Genomic DNA, 14,328 nt, shown 5'->3' on the forward strand with positions numbered 1-14,328 from the left:
CCGGCTGCGCCCCCCGCGAGCGGCGCACCGCTGCCACCGGGCGGCACGGCGGCCACCCCGACCTCCGCGGCCGCGCCACCGCAGGGCACGCGCGGCGACTGCACCCTGTTCAACCCCTGCGGCTGACCATCTGCGGCCACTACGGTTGTGGCGTGGCCACCCCGTCGGACGAGCGGACGTTCCAGGTGGTGGCCTGGCTCGCCGACCGGCGGCTAGTGCTCTACGTGCCGGAGATCGAGGCGGCCACCAGCGTCACGGGCATGCCGGAGGCCGACGCCGCGGCGCGCACCCTGATCGCCGAGCTCACCGGTCTCGACGAGGCCGTCGTCCGCTGCGAGATCCGGGTCGGACGCGCCCCCGGCTCGATCGACCGGCTGCCCCGCACCTGACCGCGGGAAGGACTTGCGGTTGACGCCGCGTCAACTCCTACCGTTCCTCCCATGCGTTGGTCCACCGCCGAGGTCGCCCGGATGTCCCGGGTGAGCAGCCGCACGCTGCGCCACTACCACCACCTGGGGCTGTTGCGGCCTGCCGACACCGGGTCGGGCGGGCTGCGGTTCTACGAGCGGCCGCAGCTCCTGCGCCTGCAGCACATCCTCGTGCTGCGGGAGCTGGGGCTCGGGCTGGACGACATCGCGGCGGTGCTCGACGGGCAGACCGACGAGGTGGCCGCACTGCGCCGCCATCACGAGCGGCTGCTCGCCGAGTCCAACCGCCTGCGCACGCTGGCCGCCACGGTGGCGGCCACGATCCACGAGAGGGAGGACGGGCCGGAGATGGCTGCCGAGGATCTGTTCCAGGGGTTCCGCGACGACCCCTACGCCGCGGAGGCGCAGGAGCGCTGGCCGGAGGCGTACGCCGAGTCACAGCGCCGCACCGAGGGTCTCACCAGGGCCGACGAGCGGCGCATCCAGGCCGAGGGCGATGCCGTGAACGCCGACCTGGCCGCGGCGATGGCCGCCGGCACCCCGGTCACCGACGCGGGCGTCCAGGCGATCGTGGCCCGCCACCACGCCTGGGTCGGCCACTTCTGGACGCCGGGCCGCGAGGCGTACACGAACCTCGGGCAGATGTACGTCGACGACGAGCGGTTCACCGCCACCTACGACGCCGTCGCCCCGGGGCTCGCGGCCTACCTGCGCGACGCGATCGCGGCGTACGCCGCCCGGGCACTGTCGTGACAGGGAACCTCACGCAGGCGTGAGGGAGTCCAGCACCGCGGCCGGGACGACCAGGTCGGCCCGGCCCCGGGTGTCCTCCACCAGGTCGGCGTTGGGCACGTCCACGGCCTGCACCCACGACGCCGCCTGCGAGGGGTCCTTGCCGAACGCGACGTGTCGCGCCGTCAGGCGTTCCCTCCGCACGGCCGGGTCGGGGGCGCAGAACCACACCTCGTCGAGCTGGGGGCGCACCTCGGACCACCGGCCCGCGTCGAGCAGCAGGTAGTTGCCCTCGGTGAGCACGAGCCGGGCCGACCGCGGCACCGCGATCGCGCCGGCGAGGGGCTGCTCGAGGTCGCGTTCGAACATCGGCGCGTACACGACGTCCTCCGTGTCCTCCCGGATCCGGCGGAGCAGGGCCACGTACCCGCCCGCGTCGAACGTGTCGGGGGCACCTTTCGCGTCCAGCCTGCCCATTGCGGTGAGGGCCACGTCGGCCAGATGGAAGCCGTCCATCGGGACGTGCGCCACCCCGTCGCCGAGCTCCGCCAGCAGGGCCGCGACCAGCGTGGACTTGCCGGCACCGGGGCTGCCGGTGATGCCGAGGACGGCACGGCGGGGGCCGGCGGACAGCGCCCGCGCCCGGTCCACGAGATCGGCGAACCTCATGCGTCCACCCGCACGGCCAGCACCGCGATGTCGTCGCCGGTGTCGGCGGAGCTGCCGCGCACGAGGTGGTCGCAGAACGCCGGGAGCGGCAGGTCCACGCCCGACCGCACCAGCTCCAGCAGCTCCGCGGCGGCCCGGTCGTCCGGGTCGTCACGCCGCTCCATCAGGCCGTCGGTGTAGAGCAGCAGCGTCGACCCCGGCGGCAGCTCCACCTCCCGGTCGTGCCGGCCGGCCTCCGGATCCACGCCCAGCACCACGTCCGCACCCCTGAGCAGCCGGGGCGCCGCACCGGGCACCACCAGCACCGGAGCGGGGTGCCCGGCGTTCGACCAGCGGAACAGCGTGCGCTCGCCGCAGCGCGTGAGCGTGCCGTAGATGAGCGTCGTGAACGCGGTGACCGCCAGACCGCACGCCACGCGGTCCAGCCGCGCGACCACCGCGGACGGCGTGGCGTCGCCGCCCTCCGACGAGCTGTCGTGCGCGAGGCCGCGCAGCATGCTGCGGAGCTGGCCCATCGTCGCGGCGGCGGGCAGGTCGTGGCCCACCACGTCACCGACCCCGACGGCCAGGCCCCCGCCCGGGAGCGGGAACGCGTCGTACCAGTCGCCGCCGATCTGCAGCTCCGCTGCCGCGGGCAGGTAGCGCGCCTCGATCTCGACGCCCGGATGGGCGGGCGGGGTGGCCAGCATCGCGCTCTGCAGCGCCACCGAGACGCGGCGGCTCTGCTGGAACGTGATTGCGGTGTCGAACGCGATCGAGGCCCGCTCCGCCAGCTCACGGACGAACGCGAGGTCGTCCTCGGTGTAGCGGGCCCGGTCGCGGCACGACATCAGCAGCAGCGCCGCCACCACCTCGCCCCGCGACTCGATCGGCGCCACCAGCATCGAGTTGGCCCCGATCTCCCGGCCCCAGCGGACCTGCTCGCCCCCGGCGCCCCACTCCTGCATGGTGTCGGTGGTGATCGGGACGAGCATCGGCGTGCCGGTACGCATGCTGCGGGCGATCGGGTGCGAGTCGCGGAAGGCGAAGCGCTCGCCGTTGGCCGGCGGGTGGCGCATCCAGCGGGCCACCCGCGTGACCGACCGGCGGCCCGACACGGCGCGGGAGCGCTGCGGCCCGGGATCGAACAGGTACACCCGGCACAGATCGGCGAACGCCGGTACCACGGCCTCGGCCAGCGCGGCCAGCTCGCCCTCGGGGTCGAGGGCCGCCTTCATCGCGTACGTCGCCTCGGCGAGCACGTCGAGCCGCTCGCGGGAACGCATGGCGTCGTCGATGTCGGTCTCGGTGCCGACCCACTCCACCACCCGTCCACCCGCGTGCACCGGAACCGCGCGCGTGCGGAACCACCGGTACTCGCCCGCCGCCGTACGCAGCCGGTAGACCCGCGTGAACACCCCGGCGAGCTCGGCGGCCGCGGCGGCGCGCCAGGCCCGGCGCAGCCCGTCGCGATGGTCCGGATGGACGGCGTCGGCGAATCCCCAGCCCATGTACTCCGCGGCGGTCTGCCCGGTGATGGCGCGCAGGGCGGGGGCGTCCGAGGAGGCGCTGCCGTCGGCATCGCGGATCCAGACGGCGGCGCTCGTGGCCTCCACCAGGCTCTGGTAGCGGTTCAGCGCGTGCTCGCGCTCGGCGGCCACCGCGGCGAGCTCGCGGCGGTTGCGCTCGGCCGCGGTGGCGTCGGTGATCACCACACCGCCGCCGACGATCGTGCCGTCGGGCGATCGGACGGCGTAGTAGTTGACGCGCCAATCCTGCTCAGGGCCGCGCCCGTGCCACAGCCTGCCCTGCACCGGTACGTCCGTCCGGGTGCGGCCGTCGGCGAGCGTGGCGATCAGCCCCTCGGCCATCGCGGCGCCGGTGGGGCCGTGCACCTCCTCCAGCGTCCGCCCGATGCGGTCGTCGGCGCTCCCGCCGTCCATGTCGAGGACCGCGCCGTTCACCCGGCGGTAGCGGCCGCCGATGTCGAAGTAGGCGAGTCCCACCGGCGCGGTCTCCCACAGGGCGTCGAGCAGCGCGAACGCCTCGTCCTCGGCCCCGGTGTCGACGACGTCACGCAGGAGGCCGACGATCGTGCCGCCGGGGCCGGGCGCCGCGCGGAAGTACACGGAGCGCCCGGTGGCGGTGGAGGCGGGCAACCTGCCGCTGAACGCGCGGCCCTCGCGCAGCTCGTCGAGGATCCGGTCGGCGGTGCGGACGTCGAGCGTGGAGCCGGACACGTCGTGCCCGACGACGTCCGCGGCGGCCCAGCCGGTGAGCCGCTCCGCAGCCGCGTTCCACAGGATGAAGCGGCCGCTCGCGTCGAGGGCGAAGATCCCGGCGGGGAGTGCCTCCACGACCCCGGCGAGGACGTCGGCGGGGCGGTCCACGCTGCGCATCGTAGGTGTTGCAGGACCGCGGGCTGCCATCCTGTCCGTATGGACCTGTACGTCGATGAGTGCGCCGGGTCGACCCGGAGGCGGAGGTGACGGGGTGACCGACCCGCTCCCGCGACTGCGCGCGCTGTGCCTCGCGCTGCCCGAGGTCACCGAGAAGGTCAGCCACGGCGAGCCCACGTGGTTCGTGCGCAAGGCCTTCGTGTCCTACACCGACCGTCACCACGACGACCCTCTGGGCTTCTGGTGCGCGGCGCCGCCGGGTGTGCAGCAGGGGCTGCTGGCCGAGCGGCCCGACCGGTTCTTCCGTCCTCCCTACGTCGGCGGCCGGGGCTGGCTCGGTGTGTACCTCGACGTGCCGGTGGACTGGCAGGAGATCGCCGAGATCGTCACCGACGCCTACCGGGAGGTCGCCCCGAGGAAGCTCGTGGCCCTCCTCGGCACATAGGCTCGGGAGGTGGCTGATCTTCCTACGGTGGCGGTGCCCGGTGGGCACGTCGAGTACGACGACATCCCCGGCGACCGGGGCCTCGCTCCCCTGCTGTTCCTGCACGAGGGCCTCGGCTCGGTGGCGCTGTGGCGCGGCTTCCACCAGCGGATCGCCGCGGCCACCGGACGGCGCGCCGTCGCGTACTCCCGCCTCGGCCACGGCTTCTCCGATCTGCCGCCCGCGCAGCGCACCCACACGTTCATGCACGACGAGGCCGACGCGGTCCTGCCCGCGCTGCGCGACGCGCTCGACCTGCCCGACCCCGTGCTCGTCGGCCACAGCGACGGCGCCTCCATTGCCCTGATCCACGCGGCCACCCACACCGTCCGGGGCGTGGTGGTGCTGGCGCCGCACGTGGTCGTGGAGGACATCGGGCTGCAGGGCATAGCGGCGGCGCGCGACGCCTACGAGTGCGGCGATCTGCGCGTGAGGATGGCGCGGCGGCACCGCGACCCCGACGTCACCTTCCGCAGCTGGAACGACGTCTGGCTCTCCGGCGACTTCCAGGACTGGGACCTGCGCCCGCTCCTGGCCGGCATCACCGCGCCCGTGCTGGCGATTCAGGGCACCGACGACCCCTACGGCACGGTCCTGCACGTCGAGGCCGTCCGCGACGCGGCCACCGGCCCCGCCGAGCTGCTGGTGCTCGGCTGCGGCCACTCCCCCCACCTGGAGCTCCCCGACGAGGTCGACCCGGCGGTGGTCGCCTTCCTCCGCACCCTCCCCTGACACATGATCACCACGAGCCGCACAGGAGCGGGCGCCGGCGTGCGGCCGGTGGCGATCACGAAGCCGCCCAGCCGCTCCAGCGGGTCGGGGTGATCACCACGACCACCCCGTCCGGGGGTGCCGTCGCATAGGGCTCGTACTTCTCGACCAGCGCCCCCAGCGCCCGGCCCCGCAGCTCGCCGTCCTCGTGGATCTCCGCCGTGCCGTCGATCCGGACCCACCACAGCTGCGACCAGTCGTCGGCGTAGTGGTCGACGAGCAGCCCGACACGGGGGTCGCGGGCGATGTCGGCCAGCCGGGCGAGCCGCGTCGTGGTCTTGGGCTTCACCTCGTCCACCACGAAGCAGACGAGACCGTCCACCAGCGCGAACGTCACCGGCACCAGCCGCGGGGTGCCGTCGGCGCGCAGCGTGGCCAGCCGCCCGACCCGGGCGGCTGCCACGCGCTGCCGCTGCTCCTCGGGGGTCACGACCCGATGGTGGCCGGTACCTCCACGCGCGTCGCGAGCAGCACCGCGTCCCGCGTGTCGCGCCGTTCGTGCTCCGCGAAGCTCGGCGCGGTGCACAGGAAGAGGGTGTGGCCGTCGTCCCCGCCGAGGGTGACGGCGAAGACGCCCGTGCCGGCGTCGACGGTCTGCACGATCTCCCCGCCGACGATCCGCACCGCCCTGTTGCCCAGGGCGTCGGCCGCCCAGACCGCGCCCTCGGCGTCGGCGCAGATGCCGTCGGCGCCGACCACCAGCGCAGCGAGCACCTCCCCGAACGCCCGGCCCGCAGGCGGGTCGCCGAACGTCGCCCAGTCCCGCCGCTCCCCCACGCTGCCGTCGGCGCCGAGGGCGAAGGCGCTGATCCGGTTGCCCAGCGTCTCGGCCACCACCAGGTCGCTGCCGGTGCTGCCGTTCCTGATGATGGCGGCGCCGTTGGGGAAGTAGAGGTCGTCGGCGACCTGCGTGGCGGTCCCGTCGGGCTCCACCCGCACGAGCGCGGCGGTGCGCATGTCGTCGCCCGCCATGAGGTCGAAGCCGAAGTTGCCCACGTAGGCGCGGCCCGCGGAGTCGACGACCATGTCGTTGAGGTGGCCGGTGCAGAACTCCGACAGGTCGGCGTGCACCACGAGCTCCCCGGAGGCCTCGCGACGCAGCAGCCGGTGGTCGCGCATCGAGACGATCAGCAGGCGCCCGTCGGGCAGCCACCCCAGCCCGGACGGCTGCGTGGGCACCTCGGCCTCCACGCGCGGATCGGAACCGTTGGGCAGGGCGGACAGCACTTGGTGGGTGTAGAAGTCCGAGACCCAGACGCGGCCTTCGTGCCACCGCGGCCCTTCCAGGTAGGACAGCTTGTCGAGTACGACGGTGAGCTCAGGGGTCATGCGGGCCATGTCACCACAAGGAGCCGCCCGCGGTGCCGTTATCACCCCGATGTCGCATCGGGCCGGCTACCGGTCGCTACACGCGGCCGCTCCCCGACCGCGACGGGCTCGCTGCCCGCGATCACGGGATCACCTGCCCGCTCGATGCGGCGTCGCGGAGTGGGAACATCGGCGGTGTTCGCACTGTTCTGCGGGTAGTTGTTCACTCAACATCCTGGAGGGTCCGATGCCTGCCGTCACCGTCTCCGACGTCACCGTCCTGCCTCGGGTCCCCGAGCCCGGCGAGGCGGCCGTGGACCGCCCGGTGAAGTCCGTGACCACCGCGCCGTCCGGCTTCGAGGGCGAGGGGTTCCCCGTGCGCCGCGCGTTCGCGGGCATCGACCTCCGCGACCTCGACCCGTTCCTGATGATGGACCAGATGGGCGAGGTCGAGTACGCGCCCGGAGAGCCCAAGGGCACCTCGTGGCATCCGCACCGCGGCTTCGAGACCGTCACCTACATCATGGACGGCACGTTCGAGCACCAGGACAGCCACGGCGGCGGCGGCGTCATCACCAACGGCGACACCCAGTGGATGACGGCGGGCGGCGGCCTGCTGCACATCGAGCGCCCGCCGGAGTCGCTCGTGGCGAGCGGCGGCCTCTTCCACGGCCTGCAGCTGTGGGTGAACCTGCCCACGGCCGACAAGTGGCTGGAGCCGAAGTACCAGGACCTGCGCGGCAGCGAGTCGGCCCTGGTCACCACACACGACGGCGGCGCGCTGATCCGCCTCATCGCGGGTGAGCTGGCCGGCCACGCCGGTCCCGGCACCACCTTCACCCCGATGACGATGGCGCACGCCACGATCTCGCCCGGCGCCTCGTTCCGGCTGCCGTGGCGGCGTGACTTCAACGCGCTGGTCTACGTCCTGTCCGGCACCGGCACCGTGGGCACCGCTCGCCGTCCCGTCCGGACCGGCCAGGCCGTCGCGTTCGGTCCCGGCGACACCATCACCGGGGCGGCAGACCCCACCCAGGAGTCGCGCCTGAACGGCATGGACGTCGTGATCCTCGGCGGGCAGCCCATCCGCGAGCCGATCGCGTGGGCCGGGCCGTTCGTCATGAACACCAAGGCGGAGGTCATGCAGGCCTTCGAGGACTACCAGAAGGGCAAGCTCGGCGTCGTGCCCGACGCGTTCATTCCCCACTCCGGAGCCCGCGGATGACCGCCGAGGCACCTCTTCCCGCGAAGGCGGCGTCATGACGGTTCCCCCGATGGTTCTCGACGTCGCGGAGTGGTCGCGGTTCGAGATCCACGTGGACGGAAAGCTCGCCGGCTACGCGAACTACCGGTCCGAGCCCGGCCGGATCACGTTCACGCACACCGAGATCGACTCGATGTACGGCGGCCACGGCTTCGGCAGCGAGCTCGTGCAGGCCGCGCTGGACGCCGCCCGCCGCCGCAAGCTCGCGGTGATCCCGGAGTGCCCGTTCGTGCGCGGATGGCTCGCCAAGCACCCCGAGTACCAGGACCTGGTGCCCGCCGACGAGCGGGAGCGGTTCGGGCTACCGGTGTGAGCCCGCTGCGGGTGGGGGCGGTGCTGTCCCTCACCGGCCGGTTCGCCCGGTTCGGCGCGCAGGCCGCGCACGCGCTCAGGGCGTGGGCGGAGCTCACCCCGGACGTCGAGATGGTCGTCGAGGACGACGCGGGCCAGCCCGCCCGGTTGCGGCGGCGGTTGCGCGAGCTGCGCTGCGACCTGCTGCTCGGCCCGTACTCGACGTCGCTCATGCGCGCCGCGGCCGTCGTCGCCGAGGACGCCGGGCGGCTGCTGTGGAACCACGGCGGCACCGGTGACGACGTGCAGGCACTCGCCCCGGGCCACGTGGTCTCGGTGCCCACGCCGACGCGCCGTTACGCGGAGCCCTACCTGCGCAGGCTCGCCGTGCTGCCGGAGCGGGCCCCACTGCACCTGGCGTGCGGGCCGGGGAGCTTCGGCCCACAGGTGCTCGCCGGCGCCCGCGTCGCCGCCGAACGGCTCGGCATCCCGGTCCTCACCGACGACGGCGAGCGGCCCCCGGTGTGGGACGCGTTCGTCGCCGGCACCTTCGAGGACGACGTCGCGCTGGTCACGACGTTGCTCGACGCCGGTGCGCGCACGATCGGGTCGGTGGCCGCCGGGGTGCGCGAGTTCGCCGACGCCGCACCCCGCGGCGCGGACGTCCTGGGCGTGGCCCAGTGGGTGCGCAGCCAGGCCGGCCGCGGCGTGCCCACGGTCGGTCCGTCGGAGGAGGCGTTCCTCGCCGCCTACCGCGGTCCGGTGCCCGACTACCCCGCCGTGCAGGCCGCGGCCGCCGCGGCCCTCGCCGTGCACTGCGCGCAGCTCGCGGGCAGCACGGCGCGCGGCGACCTCTGGGCGGCCGCCACCGGGCTGCGGACGTCCACGCTGTTCGGCCCGTTCGCCGTCGACCCGGTCACGGGCACCCAGGTCGCGCACGGGATGGCGCTGGTCACGCGCGGCCCCGCGGGAATCGTCGGGGCCGGTCCCTAGCGTCCCGCCGCACATCCGCCACATGTCTCGGCGGCCCCCGTCACCCGACCCGATGCGGCGGGCACCTGGACCCCGCGATCACCCCGGCAACGCTCGTGGCCACCCCACTAGCCTGACGACGTGCTCGCCGTCCACGCCCTCTGGTCCCCCGGCCGCGGGGTGCTGCTCTGGGCCGAGGACGGCGAGCGGCCGGTCACGTCGTCGAGCCGGTCGCTGCGTTCGGCCCGGCCGCACCCCTTCGCGGCCACGGCGGCGGCGCTCGCCGCCCTGCATCCGGGCAAGCCCACGGGCTGCACGCTGCTGCTGCCCTCGCGCGCGGGTGGGCCGCTGGCCTCGCCCGAACTGGTCCGCAGCGAGACGCGCGGTGGTGCGGCGCGCAGCGTGCCGGCCCTGCGGCCGTGGACCGTGCCCGCGCTGGTCGTCGACGTCGCGGAGCTCGGCGATCCCGCCGACGAGGCCCGCTACGGCGCCTCGGTCGCCCACCTGCGGGCGGTGGCCGAGCTGGCCGACGAGCTCGCCGCCCGCGGGCGCGTACTGCCCACACTGGTCCGTGAGGGCGGTGTCGCACTGGCGCGCTGGCGGCCGGTGGTGCGCGGGCTCGACGTCGTGGCGCTCGACGCGCTGGTCGCAGCCCTGCCACCGGTGGCGCGGGCGGAGCAGACCGGGCCCCGCGATCAGCTCGGCGGCGATCCGCGCGCGCACGTCGAGGACGCGCTGGCCGTGCTCACCGACATCGCCGTGCGCGACCGGCTCGCCCGCGCGCCCGAGCCCGTGGCGCTCGTGCCGTCCCCGCCCTCGCAGCCGGTGCCGGCCACGGAGGCCTGGCTCGCCGCGCTGGTCACGCCCGACGCGCGGGTGGCCGACGTCGACCCCCGCGAGCTCGACACCCTGGCCGATGAGCTGGGCGCCTGGGACGGCTTCGGCACCGTCCCCACCGGCGAGGGCCGGGCGAGCTTCCGGCTCTCGGAGGTGCGCACGCTGCACGACCCGTCGGATCCGGGTGACGACGCGGAAGACCAGACCGGCGACGGCACCCGGTGGATCCTGGAGTTCTTCCTGCAGTCCACGGCCGACCCGAGCCTGCTCCTGCCCGCCGCGCAGGTGTGGTCGGGCCGCGCCGAGCGGCTCGTGGCCGAGCCGCAGGACCTGCTGCTCGGCGAGCTCGGCCGCGCCGCCCTCGTCCTGCCCGCGCTCGCGCCCGCCCTGCGCTCGGCCCGGCCAGAGATGCTCGAGCTCGACAACGGCGGCGCCGCCCGGTTCCTCGCCGTCGACGCGCCGCTGCTCATCGAGGCCGGCTTCGGGGTGCAGCTGCCGACGGGCTGGGACGGCTCGCGCCGCGTCGGGCTGTCCCTGTCGGCCCGCAGCACCCCCACCGACCGCGTGCTCACCCGTGGCGGGCTCGGCCGCGAGGAGCTGGCCGACTTCCGCTGGTCGGTGGCCGTCGGCGACGAGGAGCTGTCGGAGGAGGAGCTCACCGAGCTGGTGGCGGCCAAGGCCGAGCTGGTGCGGGTGCGGGGCCGCTGGGTCACCGTGGACGCCGACCGGCTGCGCGCGGGCCTGGAGTTCCTCCGACGCGGCCGCAAGCGCCCCACGCCCACCGTCGCCGAGGTCCTCTCGCTGGCCCAGCGCCATCCGGACGACTGGGCGGGCGACGACGACGTCCCGCTGCCCGTCACCGAGATCCACGCCGAGGGGTGGATCGGCGACCTGCTCGAGGGCCGGGCCGAGCGCTCGATCACCCCGGTCGAGCCGCCGCCGGGCTTCCTCGCCACCCTGCGCCCGTACCAGGCCCGTGGCCTGTCGTGGCTGGCGTTCCTCTCCTCGCTCGGGCTGGGCGCGTGCCTCGCCGACGACATGGGCCTGGGCAAGACGGTGCAGCTGCTGGCCCTGGAGGCACGCGAGAGGTCCGACCAGGTGCAGGGCCCCACCCTGCTGCTGTGCCCGATGTCGCTGGTGGGCACCTGGCAGCGGGAGGCTGCGCGGTTCGCGCCCGACCTGCGGATCCTCGCCCACCACGGCCCCACCCGACTGCACGGGCCTGAGCTCACGGCGGCGGTCCGGGCGTCCGACATCGTCGTCACCACCTACGCCACCGCCACCCGCGACGCCGACGAGCTCGCGGAGATCGGCTGGCGCCGGCTCGTGCTCGACGAGGCCCAGGCGGTGAAGAACAGCCGGGCCTCCCACGCCCGGGCCGTGCGCCGGTTCGACGCCGAGCACCGCGTGGCGCTCACCGGCACGCCGGTGGAGAACCGGCTCTCGGAGCTGTGGTCGGTGATGGACGTGCTCAACCCCGGCCTGCTCGGCACGGCCGACGCGTTCCGCGCCCGCTACGCCATCCCCGTCGAGCGCCACGGCGACACCGAGGCGGCCGAGCGCCTGCGCACGATCACCCGGCCGTACCTGCTGCGCCGGATCAAGACCGATCCCACGATCATCGACGACCTGCCCGAGAAGATCGAGATCAACCAGCACTACCGGCTCACGCCCGAGCAGGCGTCGCTCTACCGCACGGTCGTCGACGACATGATGGAGAAGATCGAGGACTCGCAAGGCATCCAGCGTCGCGGCAACGTGCTCTCGGCCATGGCCAAGCTCAAGCAGGTCTGCAACCACCCGGCCCAGCTGCTCCACGACGGGTCGGCGGTCGGGCGGCGCTCGGGCAAGGTCATCCGGCTCGAGGAGATCCTCGGCGAGATCCTCGACGAGGGCGACCGCGTGCTCTGCTTCACGCAGTTCACCGAGTTCGGCCACATGCTCGTGCCGCACCTCTCGGCCCGCTTCGACACCGACATCGCGTTCCTGCACGGCGGCACGCCGAAGAAGCGGCGCGACGAGATGGTCGCCCGGTTCCAGGAGGGCGATGGCCCGCCGGTCATGCTGCTCTCGCTCAAGGCGGGCGGCACCGGCCTCACGCTCACCGCGGCCAACCACGTGGTGCACCTGGACCGCTGGTGGAACCCCGCGGTGGAGAACCAGGCCACCGACCGCGCGTTCCGCATCGGTCAGCGCCGCAACGTGCAGGTGCGCAAGTTCGTGTGCCCGGGCACCGTCGAGGAGCGCATCGACGCGATGATCACCAAGAAGAAGGCGCTCTCGGGGATGGTCGTCGGCGAGGGCGAGAACTGGCTCACCGAGCTCTCCACCGACACCCTGCGCGAGATGTTCGCGCTGGACGCAGGGGCCGTCGAGGATGACTGACGACATGCTCGCTCCCGCGGAATCAGCATCATGACCGACCCCTGGTGGCTGGACGCCGAACGCACCCGCCCGCGCAAGGTCGAGGGCGGGATCCAGATCAACAGCACCCGCGGCGAGGTGGCCCGCACGTGGTGGTCCAAACGGTTCCTGACCGTGCTGGAGTCGATCGTCGTGGGCGGCCGGATGGCGCGCGGCCGCAGCTACGCGCGCCAGGGCCAGATCGTGTCGCTCGACGTCGCCGCCGGCGGCGCCACCGCCCAGGTACAGGGCAGCCGCCCCAAGCCTTACGCGGTGCGGGTCGGGGTGCCGGCGTTCGGCAAGGCCGAGTGGGGCCAGGTCGCCGACGCGCTGGTCGCCGACGCCTCGCTCGCGGCCGCGCTGCTGGCCGGGGAGATGCCCCGCGAGATCGAAGCAGTGTTCGACGCGGTCGGGCTCTCGCTGTTCCCCGCATCGGCCCGCGAACTGGCGCTGGACTGCAGCTGCCCTGACCAGGCCGTCCCGTGCAAGCACCTGGCCGCGGTCTGCTACGTCCTCGCGGAGCGGTTCGACGACGACCCGTTCGCGATGCTGGAGCTGCGGGGTCGCGACCGCGAGACGCTGCTGGACGACCTGCGCACCCGCCGGGAGGCCGCCGGGCCGGGCGGGCCGGGCGACGGCGTTGCCCCGCTGGCCGACGTGCTGGACGCGTTCTTCACCGCCGGGCCGGGCCTCGCCGACGCGGCACGCACCCGCGCGTCCGGCCCGGTCACGGCATCCGACGCGCTGCTCGACCAGGTGCCGGAGTTCCCCATCGGCGTGCGCGGCCGCGGGGTCACCGAGCTGCTGCGCCCCGCCTACCGGGCGCTGGCGGGCGAGAGCTGAGGGTCGAGCCTTCCCTCCCGGCTCGCCCGGCGCTCGAACCACAGGGTGGCCAGCGGCGGGATGCTCGCGACCAGCGCCACGACAGTGGTGCGCAGGCTCCAGCGGAAGGTCCGCGCGGCGAGCACGGTCACGAGGACGTAGGCGATGAACAGGCCGCCGTGGATCGGGCCGAAGATGGTCACCCCGATCTCGCTGGTCCGCAGGATCCACTTGACGAACATCCCGACGAGCAGGCAGGCCCACGAGCAGGCCTCGGCGACGGCGACGATCCGGAACGCCCGGGCGACGAGTGCTGGAGTCACCCGACCACTGTGCCCGACCCCGAACGGCTACTTTCTACCGGGTGTCGAAGATCGCACCTCGCCGCGCGGACGCGATGAGAGCATCATCGCGCCATGACCCGGGGGATCACCGTTGTGATCGGCATCGTCCTGGCCCTGCTCGGCGCATTGTGGACGCTGCAGGGCGCCGGCGTCGCGGGCGGCAGTTTCATGAGCGGCTCGCGCCTCTGGTTGGTGATCGGCGTGGTGCTGCTCATCGTCGGCATCGGAGTGCTGGTCCGTGGCCTGCGGGGCCCTCGCTCCGTCGGCTGAGCTGCTGAAACCGGGTGTACGCGCCGTTCCGGCACGAATCCACGCGACAATCGGGATGATTCACGCATCGGTCGGGGCGCGGTTCCCGCATGCGTCGAACGGGTGCAGACTGGACGGCGGGAACGTCGTGAAAGGGGTACGGACAATGGGCGAACTGAGCCCGTGGCACTGGGCCATCGTGATCGGCATCGCCGTCGTGCTGTTCGGCGCCAAGCGCCTCCCCGACGCGGCGCGCAGCCTGGGCCGTTCGGCCCGCATCCTCCGGGCCGAGCTGCACGGCGACGCCACCCCTGCCGCGGCCACCCCCGACCCTGCCGCGCCCCCCGCCCCCGCGGCGAGCGCCCCCACGGCCACC

16 protein-coding genes are annotated in these 14,328 nt (G+C 74.1%); 11 read left to right on the forward strand and 5 right to left on the reverse strand.

The features are described from left to right. Nucleotides 1–152 precede the first annotated feature (152 nt). Together JWR81_RS17325 and JWR81_RS17330 are read left to right on the forward strand one after the other, a co-directional pair. Nucleotides 153–389: a hypothetical protein gene (locus JWR81_RS17325; protein ID WP_297653307.1), complete on the forward strand. Its 237-nt coding sequence runs from the start codon at nt 153–155 to the stop codon at nt 387–389. A 51-nt stretch (nt 390–440) separates the two neighbouring features. Beyond that, nucleotides 441–1,181, forward strand: coding sequence for a MerR family transcriptional regulator (locus JWR81_RS17330; RefSeq protein ID WP_297653310.1), 741 nt, complete (start codon nt 441–443; stop codon nt 1,179–1,181). A 9-nt stretch (nt 1,182–1,190) separates the two neighbouring features. Here the strand turns inward: JWR81_RS17330 and JWR81_RS17335 are convergent, their stop codons facing one another. Then, the gene (locus JWR81_RS17335; RefSeq protein ID WP_297653313.1) at nt 1,191–1,829 is read right to left on the reverse strand and encodes a nucleoside/nucleotide kinase family protein; all 639 of its coding nucleotides are present in this window, start codon (nt 1,827–1,829) and stop codon (nt 1,191–1,193) included. Further along, a complete protein-coding gene (locus tag JWR81_RS17340) occupies nt 1,826–4,198 on the reverse strand; it encodes a SpoIIE family protein phosphatase (RefSeq protein WP_297653317.1) in 2,373 nt (790 codons plus the stop codon). The genes JWR81_RS17335 and JWR81_RS17340 overlap by 4 nt, the downstream gene beginning before the upstream one ends. Nucleotides 4,199–4,301: 103 nt before the next feature. Here JWR81_RS17340 and JWR81_RS17345 point away from each other — a divergent pair, with 103 nt between their 5' ends. Together JWR81_RS17345 and JWR81_RS17350 are read left to right on the forward strand one after the other, a co-directional pair. Continuing rightward, a complete protein-coding gene (locus JWR81_RS17345) occupies nt 4,302–4,652 on the forward strand; it encodes an MmcQ/YjbR family DNA-binding protein (protein ID WP_297653321.1) in 351 nt (116 codons plus the stop codon). Nucleotides 4,653–4,661: 9 nt separating this feature from the next. Then, on the forward strand, nt 4,662–5,423 hold the full coding sequence (locus JWR81_RS17350) for an alpha/beta hydrolase (RefSeq protein WP_297653324.1): 762 nt from the start codon (nt 4,662–4,664) through the stop codon (nt 5,421–5,423). Between the two features lie 55 nt (nt 5,424–5,478). Here the strand turns inward: JWR81_RS17350 and JWR81_RS17355 are convergent, their stop codons facing one another. Beyond that, nucleotides 5,479–5,892: a TIGR03668 family PPOX class F420-dependent oxidoreductase gene (locus JWR81_RS17355; protein WP_297653326.1), complete on the reverse strand. Its 414-nt coding sequence runs from the start codon at nt 5,890–5,892 to the stop codon at nt 5,479–5,481. Continuing rightward, nucleotides 5,889–6,791, reverse strand: a complete 903-nt coding sequence (locus JWR81_RS17360; protein WP_297653328.1) for an SMP-30/gluconolactonase/LRE family protein — start codon at nt 6,789–6,791, stop codon at nt 5,889–5,891. The genes JWR81_RS17355 and JWR81_RS17360 overlap by 4 nt, the downstream gene beginning before the upstream one ends. 226 nt (nt 6,792–7,017) lie before the next feature. On the opposite strand from JWR81_RS17360, the gene JWR81_RS17365 reads away from it, so the two are divergent. The 5 genes from JWR81_RS17365 to JWR81_RS17385 all read left to right on the forward strand — a co-directional run bounded on the left by JWR81_RS17365 (nt 7,018) and on the right by JWR81_RS17385 (nt 13,380). Beyond that, a complete protein-coding gene (locus tag JWR81_RS17365) occupies nt 7,018–7,995 on the forward strand; it encodes a pirin family protein (protein WP_297653331.1) in 978 nt (325 codons plus the stop codon). A gap of 34 nt (nt 7,996–8,029) precedes the next feature. Continuing rightward, nucleotides 8,030–8,347 carry a GNAT family N-acetyltransferase gene (locus JWR81_RS17370; protein WP_297653334.1) on the forward strand — a complete coding sequence of 106 codons (318 nt, stop codon included), beginning with the start codon at nt 8,030–8,032 and terminating at the stop codon, nt 8,345–8,347. Beyond that, entirely contained in the window at nt 8,344–9,318 is a 975-nt protein-coding gene (locus JWR81_RS17375; protein ID WP_297653337.1) for an ABC transporter substrate-binding protein, read from the forward strand. Before JWR81_RS17370 ends, JWR81_RS17375 begins: the two co-directional genes overlap by 4 nt. A gap of 120 nt (nt 9,319–9,438) precedes the next feature. Further along, nucleotides 9,439–12,519, forward strand: coding sequence for a DEAD/DEAH box helicase (locus tag JWR81_RS17380; protein ID WP_297653340.1), 3,081 nt, complete (start codon nt 9,439–9,441; stop codon nt 12,517–12,519). 30 nt (nt 12,520–12,549) lie between these two features. Beyond that, nucleotides 12,550–13,380 carry an SWIM zinc finger family protein gene (locus JWR81_RS17385; protein ID WP_297653343.1) on the forward strand — a complete coding sequence of 277 codons (831 nt, stop codon included), beginning with the start codon at nt 12,550–12,552 and terminating at the stop codon, nt 13,378–13,380. Here the strand turns inward: JWR81_RS17385 and JWR81_RS17390 are convergent. Then, nucleotides 13,353–13,682, reverse strand: coding sequence for a DUF3817 domain-containing protein (locus JWR81_RS17390; RefSeq protein ID WP_297653346.1), 330 nt, complete (start codon nt 13,680–13,682; stop codon nt 13,353–13,355). The two genes, JWR81_RS17385 and JWR81_RS17390, sit on opposite strands and share 28 nt — an antisense overlap. Before the next feature lie 93 nt (nt 13,683–13,775). On the opposite strand from JWR81_RS17390, the gene JWR81_RS17395 reads away from it, so the two are divergent. Together JWR81_RS17395 and tatA are read left to right on the forward strand one after the other, a co-directional pair. Next, nucleotides 13,776–13,973, forward strand: a complete 198-nt coding sequence (locus tag JWR81_RS17395; protein WP_297653349.1) for a hypothetical protein — start codon at nt 13,776–13,778, stop codon at nt 13,971–13,973. A gap of 145 nt (nt 13,974–14,118) precedes the next feature. Further along, a partial coding sequence (gene tatA / locus JWR81_RS17400) for a Sec-independent protein translocase subunit TatA (protein WP_297653352.1) occupies nt 14,119–14,328 on the forward strand: 210 nt, incomplete at its 3' end.

Source organism: Pseudonocardia sp., from assembly GCF_025965585.1.
Lineage (GTDB): Bacteria > Actinomycetota > Actinomycetes > Mycobacteriales > Pseudonocardiaceae > Pseudonocardia.

What these genes read in the sequence shown, in the direction of transcription:
- JWR81_RS17330 (WP_297653310.1), top strand. Translation starts at nt 441, where the DNA reads ATGCGTTGGTCCACCGCCGAGGTCGCCCGGATGTCCCGGGTGAGCAGC.
- JWR81_RS17335 (WP_297653313.1), bottom strand. Translation starts at nt 1,829, where the DNA reads ATGAGGTTCGCCGATCTCGTGGACCGGGCGCGGGCGCTGTCCGCCGGC.
- JWR81_RS17360 (WP_297653328.1), bottom strand. Translation starts at nt 6,791, where the DNA reads ATGACCCCTGAGCTCACCGTCGTACTCGACAAGCTGTCCTACCTGGAA.
- JWR81_RS17365 (WP_297653331.1), top strand. Translation starts at nt 7,018, where the DNA reads ATGCCTGCCGTCACCGTCTCCGACGTCACCGTCCTGCCTCGGGTCCCC.
- JWR81_RS17370 (WP_297653334.1), top strand. Translation starts at nt 8,030, where the DNA reads ATGACGGTTCCCCCGATGGTTCTCGACGTCGCGGAGTGGTCGCGGTTC.
- JWR81_RS17385 (WP_297653343.1), top strand. Translation starts at nt 12,550, where the DNA reads ATGACCGACCCCTGGTGGCTGGACGCCGAACGCACCCGCCCGCGCAAG.
- JWR81_RS17395 (WP_297653349.1), top strand. Translation starts at nt 13,776, where the DNA reads ATGACCCGGGGGATCACCGTTGTGATCGGCATCGTCCTGGCCCTGCTC.